This is a genomic window from Mesorhizobium sp. M2A.F.Ca.ET.037.01.1.1 (genome assembly GCF_003998075.1).
GTDB lineage: Bacteria > Pseudomonadota > Alphaproteobacteria > Rhizobiales > Rhizobiaceae > Mesorhizobium.
In genome coordinates this window covers 1-4,818 of sequence record NZ_RZSA01000494.1, presented here as the reverse complement: position 1 = coordinate 4,818, position 4,818 = coordinate 1, and the positions used below count along the sequence as shown (strand labels likewise).

General features: G+C 64.9%; 6 protein-coding genes. 1 reads left to right on the top strand and 5 read right to left on the bottom strand.

What is annotated here, in order from left to right; genetic code table 11:
- The 4 genes from EOA27_RS22335 to EOA27_RS22320 all read right to left on the bottom strand — a co-directional run.
- Positions 1 to 504: pyridoxamine 5'-phosphate oxidase family protein (locus tag EOA27_RS22335; protein ID WP_145970468.1), on the bottom strand; the 504-nt coding region annotated here is incomplete at its 3' end.
- Between the two features lie 36 nt (positions 505 to 540).
- A complete protein-coding gene (locus EOA27_RS22330; protein ID WP_126081584.1) occupies positions 541 to 1,728 on the bottom strand; it encodes a CaiB/BaiF CoA-transferase family protein in 1,188 nt (395 codons plus the stop codon).
- Positions 1,729 to 1,732: 4 nt separating this feature from the next.
- Complete coding sequence (locus tag EOA27_RS22325; RefSeq protein WP_126081585.1) at positions 1,733 to 2,494, bottom strand: 3-hydroxyacyl-CoA dehydrogenase; 762 nt, start codon at positions 2,492 to 2,494, stop codon at positions 1,733 to 1,735.
- 27 nt (positions 2,495 to 2,521) lie between these two features.
- Positions 2,522 to 3,127, bottom strand: a complete 606-nt coding sequence (locus EOA27_RS22320) for an N-acetyltransferase (RefSeq protein WP_126081586.1) — start codon at positions 3,125 to 3,127, stop codon at positions 2,522 to 2,524.
- 271 nt (positions 3,128 to 3,398) lie between these two features.
- On the opposite strand from EOA27_RS22320, the gene EOA27_RS22315 reads away from it, so the two are divergent.
- Positions 3,399 to 4,385: a glutathione S-transferase family protein gene (locus tag EOA27_RS22315; protein WP_126081587.1), complete on the top strand. Its 987-nt coding sequence runs from the start codon at positions 3,399 to 3,401 to the stop codon at positions 4,383 to 4,385.
- On the opposite strand, the gene EOA27_RS22310 is transcribed toward EOA27_RS22315, so the two are convergent.
- Positions 4,386 to 4,805, bottom strand: a complete 420-nt coding sequence (locus EOA27_RS22310) for an NUDIX domain-containing protein (protein WP_245491136.1) — start codon at positions 4,803 to 4,805, stop codon at positions 4,386 to 4,388.
- Between the last annotated feature and the right edge of the window lie 13 nt (positions 4,806 to 4,818).

The window sequence follows — 4,818 nt, the reverse complement described above, 5'->3', positions numbered from 1 at the left end:
GACAAGGGCGCCGCCGATGATGAAATCATCGCGCTCGAGAAGATAGGCCTTGCCGAAGCCGCCATTCAGGCTGGCGCGCCCAGGCTCGAGCCGGAAGAACGAGAAATCGCCGAGTTCGGCATAAAGCTTGGCCTTCGGATTGCGATTGAGGTAGCGGCGTTCGGCTCGGACCTGGTCGGCCGATCCCCGCTCCAGCCGCACGGCCCGGCATGCCAGGCTGATGCGCGGATACGCCAGCGGATCGCCCTTGCCGGGTTCGCCAAGCAGCAGCGAGCAGCGCGGATCGGCGACAAGCGCACTGGTGTGCGCGGACAGCATCGAGATCAGGATCAGCGGCGCGCCGTCGATGTCGGTGGCGACGCCGACCCTGCTCGCCAGCGGCGCGCCGGTGCCGGGCTCGATAACCGCGAGCGCGCCGAAACGCGCTGCGCGGATCAAGGTTTTCGCCAACCTGATCGCTTCGGCGTCGGTCTGGCGAATGACATCTTTTTTCGATTCGGTCACAAGCTCACCCGAGATAAGTTGATTTCTGCTCTCCGGTTATCGGCCGAGTACACCCGCCTTTGCAAGGGCCGCGATTTCCTCCTGGCTGAAGCCAAAACGGGCCAATATGCTTGCGGTCTCGCGATCAGCGGCGGCCGGTGCTGCCGCAGCCGCTGCCGGGGCTTGCGAGAAACGCGGCGCCGGCGCCGGGCGTTCGAACCCGCCAGACGTCACAAAGCTTTGCCTGGCGCGATTGTGCGGGTGGTTCCTGGCTTCGACCAGCGACAGCACGGGCGCGACACAGGCATCGGACGTGGCGAAAAGCTCGGCCCACTCGTCGCGCGTTTTCTCCCTGACCCGCTCGGCAATGGCGGCGCGCATCGCGGGCCACGACGATCTGTCATATTGGCTGCCGACAAAATGCCCGGCGAGCGGCAGCAGCCTGGCGAATTCGCCGAAGAAGCGCGGTTCGAGGCAGCCAACGGCAATGTGCCTCGCGTCCGCCGTCTCATAGGTGTCGTAAAACGGCGCGCCGGAATCGAGCAGGTTCTCGCCGCGCCTGTCGCTCCACAGACCAGCGGCCATGTAAGCGTGGATGGGTGCGGCGAGCATTGAGGCCCCCTCGATCATCGAGGCATCGACCACCTGGCCCTTTCCGGTCAGCGAACGCTGGAAAAGGGCGGCGAGCATGCCGGCAATCAGCATCATCGCGCCGCCGCCTTGATCCGCGACGAGATTGAGCGGCGGCACCGGCGGCGTGTCCTTCCTGCCGATCGCGTGCAGCAGGCCCGCATAAGCGAGATAGGTGATGTCGTGCCCGGCTCGCCCGGACAGCGGTCCGTCCTGGCCGAACCCGGTCAGTCGGCCATAGATCAGCGCCGGATTGTGTTGGAGCAGAATATCGGGCCCGAGGCCGAGGCGCTCCATCACACCGGGGCGGAAGCCTTCGACAAGCAAGTCGGCCCGTGCCGCGAGCCGCAGCAACAGCTCCGTGCCCGCCGGACGCTTGAGGTCGAGCTTGAGGATGGAACGGCCGTGCCGGTCGAGGTTGTATTCTTCAGGCGGGTTCAGAAGCGGCTGGCCGGCATCGGCGCGTTCGATCCGCAACACATCGGTACCCATCTCGGCCAGCATCAGGGCGGCAAGCGGCACCGGACCAAGCCCGGCCATCTCGATGACTTTCAGGCCGGCGAGCGGGCCTGTCCTTTCGGTGGAAACACCGGCACCTGTCGGCGATCCGGTCATCCCGCTATTTCGGCGCCATGCGGATGGCGCCGTCGAGGCGGATGGTCTCGCCGTTCAGCATCTGGTTCTCGATGATGTGGAGGGCAAGGGAGGCATATTCCGCCGGCTCGCCGAGCCGCGGCGGGAAGGGCACGGCGGCGCCGAGCGAATCCTGCACGTCCTGCGGCATGCCGGCCATCATCGGCGTCTTGAAGATGCCGGGCGCGATGGTGCAGACGCGAATGCCGGAGCGCGCCAGATCGCGCGCCACCGGCAGCGTCATGCCGACGACGCCGCCCTTGGAAGCGGCATAGGCGGCTTGCCCGATCTGGCCGTCATAGGCGGCAACGGAGGCGGTGTTGACGATGACGCCGCGCTCGCCCCCAACAAGCGGATCGAGCTTCGCCGCCCGATCGGCAACGAGGCGGATCATGTTGAACGTGCCGATCAGGTTGATCTCGATAACCTTGCGGTACTGGTCGAGCGGATGCGGTCCGTCCTTGCCGATCGTCTTCACGCCGATGGCGATGCCTGCGCAATTGACCAGGATGCGCGGTTCACCGAGCTTTGCAGCCACTTCGGCGATCGCGGCCGTGGCGCTGTCGCCGCTAGAGACGTCGCATTGGACCGCGATGCCGCCGATGTCGGCCGCGACCTTCGCCGCGCGCTCGATGCCGACATCGAGGATGGCGACGCGAGCACCCTTGTCGGCAAGCGTGCGCGCCGTTGCCTCGCCAAGACCCGATCCGCCGCCGGTGACGATCGCAATCTGGCCGTTCGGGTTCATGCAAGCCTCCCAGGATTCCGGATTATGCTACGAAGCCCGCAAAGGCGGCGCAACCGCAATAGCCGGGTCGATCGAGAGCGACGCGCTTGCTGCCGGGCGCGCCAATGCCGGCGCTAACTCCGCGACCCTTGCCATGCTGGCGTGGCCGACTTCGCCGGCGAAGCGGGCGACGGCGCCCGGCTTGATCTCGTGATGCAGCAGCCGGTCGAGGTCGACCGGGCGTGGCATGGTGATCTGCCCGCGCGGGAAGCGCTTGAAGCCCAGCGGTCCATAATACGGCTCGTCGCCGACCAGGATGACGGCAGGCGCACCGGCCTTCCTGGCCGCTTCCAGCGCGATCGTGACCAGCTTGCGGCCGATGCCGAGATTCTTGAAGGCGGGGCGCACCGCAAGCGGGCCGAGCATCATGGCGCGTCCCGCGCCCGCGGCCACGCGCGTCATGCGCACCGAGGCGATGACCGTATCGTCCTTGACGGCGACATAGGACATCGAGCGGTCATGCCCGCCCGACTCGCGGATCTTGTAGGCGGCAAGCACGAAGCGGCCCGGGCCGAAGGCCTCGTCGTTGATGGCTTCGATTTCAGCATCATGGGCCGGGGTTTCCGGCAGGTATTTCACGTCGGCAAGGCTCATGGTCTTTGCGTTCCGGTATGCGAGGAAGGTTTGCTGCAAAGCGGCAGCGTTCGCCAGTCAGCGCTTGTTAAGCGCGGGCGCCCTTTCGTCGTCGGTCGAACCGGATCGCGGCAAAGTCGAACATGGGCGCCTCCGCTAGCACCAATTTTGTGCCGCTGCAATCGGCGCTTTTTGTCTTTCTTTGTGTCATTTGACGAACTGTTCAGCGCCGAAGGGCTTCGCCAACCCGGCTATCGGCCTAGATTGTTGCGAACCCCAGGGAGATTGCCGCATGGGAATGCTGATCGAAGGCAAATGGCAGGACCGCCCGTTCGAGACTGACAGCGGCGGACGGTTCATACGCAGAGAGTCGCAATGGCGCGACTGGATCACGCGTGACGGCAGTCCGGCGCAGGGCCGAAGGCGGGGCTTCAAGGCGGAACCCGGCCGTTATCACCTCTATGTCTCGCTCGCCTGCCCTTGGGCGCACCGCACTTTGATCTTCCGTGCCCTGAAGAAGCTCGACGGCATCATCTCCGTCTCCGTGGTGCACCACTTCATGGGCGAAAACGGCTGGACCTTTAAAGCCGAGGACGGCGCCACCGGGGACACGCTCTACGGCCTCGATTTCCTGCACCAGATCTACGCCAAGGCCGATCCGACCTATTCAGGCCGCGTGACGGTGCCGGTGCTGTGGGACAAGAGGCAAGAGACCATCGTCAACAACGAGTCCTCCGAGATCATTCGCATGCTCAATTCGGCCTTCGACGAATGGGGCGATGCGGGTCTCGACTTCTATCCTGCGGCGCTGCGCGCGGAGATCGACAGGATCAATGCGCAGGTCTACCCGGCAATCAACAACGGCGTTTATCGCGCCGGTTTCGCCACCACGCAGGAAGCCTATGAGGAAGCTTTCGGCGAATTGTTCCAGGCGCTCGACACAATCGAGGAGAGGCTGTCGCGACAGCGCTATCTGGCCGGCGAACACATCACCGAGGCCGATTGGCGGCTGTTCACGACGCTGGTTCGTTTCGATCCGGTCTATGTCGGCCACTTCAAATGCAATCTGCGCCGCATCGCCGACTACCCGAACCTGTCGAATTATCTGCGCGATCTCTATCAGGTGCCCGGCGTGTCGGGCACGGTCAACCTTCACCACATCAAGGCGCATTATTACGGCAGCCACAGGTCGATCAATCCGACGGGAGTTGTCCCGGTGGGACCGGAGCTCGATTATGCGGCCGCCCATGACCGGGGCAGGTTCAGGAAAGCGGCGTGATTACCAGTAGGGTGAGATGCGCTCCCCGCCAAATATCTCGGCCATCCTTCGGAGCGTCGCCGGGGTCGTGCCCTCCGGCAAGCTGTCGAGCGGGAAGAAGCCTGCCTCGGCGATTTCATGGTCGGGCAGTTTCGGCGCGGTCTGGCTGAAAGCTTCGATCAGATAAAGGCCGACATGGTCGCGCTTGCTGGAGCGGCGGTTGAAATGCATCGACCTCAGCACCGGCGGCGCGGTAAGCGCGATGTTGCCTTCCTCGGCCAGCTCGCGCGTCAACGCTTCCTCGAGCGTCTCGCCGGACTCGACGCCGCCGCCGGGCAACTGCCAGCCGGGAACATAGGTGTGGCGGATCAGGAAGACGGCGTTGGAGGCACGTTCGTAGACCAGGCCGCGCACGCCGAGCGTCATCGGGCGGCGCAACAGAAAGTAAAAATGG

Excerpts from the sequence above, each read along its gene's own strand:
- EOA27_RS22320 (WP_126081586.1), bottom strand. The coding sequence starts at position 3,127 with ATGAGCCTTGCCGACGTGAAATACCTGCCGGAAACCCCGGCCCATGAT.
- EOA27_RS22325 (WP_126081585.1), bottom strand. The coding sequence starts at position 2,494 with ATGAACCCGAACGGCCAGATTGCGATCGTCACCGGCGGCGGATCGGGT.
- EOA27_RS22330 (WP_126081584.1), bottom strand. The coding sequence starts at position 1,728 with ATGACCGGATCGCCGACAGGTGCCGGTGTTTCCACCGAAAGGACAGGC.
- EOA27_RS22315 (WP_126081587.1), top strand. The coding sequence starts at position 3,399 with ATGGGAATGCTGATCGAAGGCAAATGGCAGGACCGCCCGTTCGAGACT.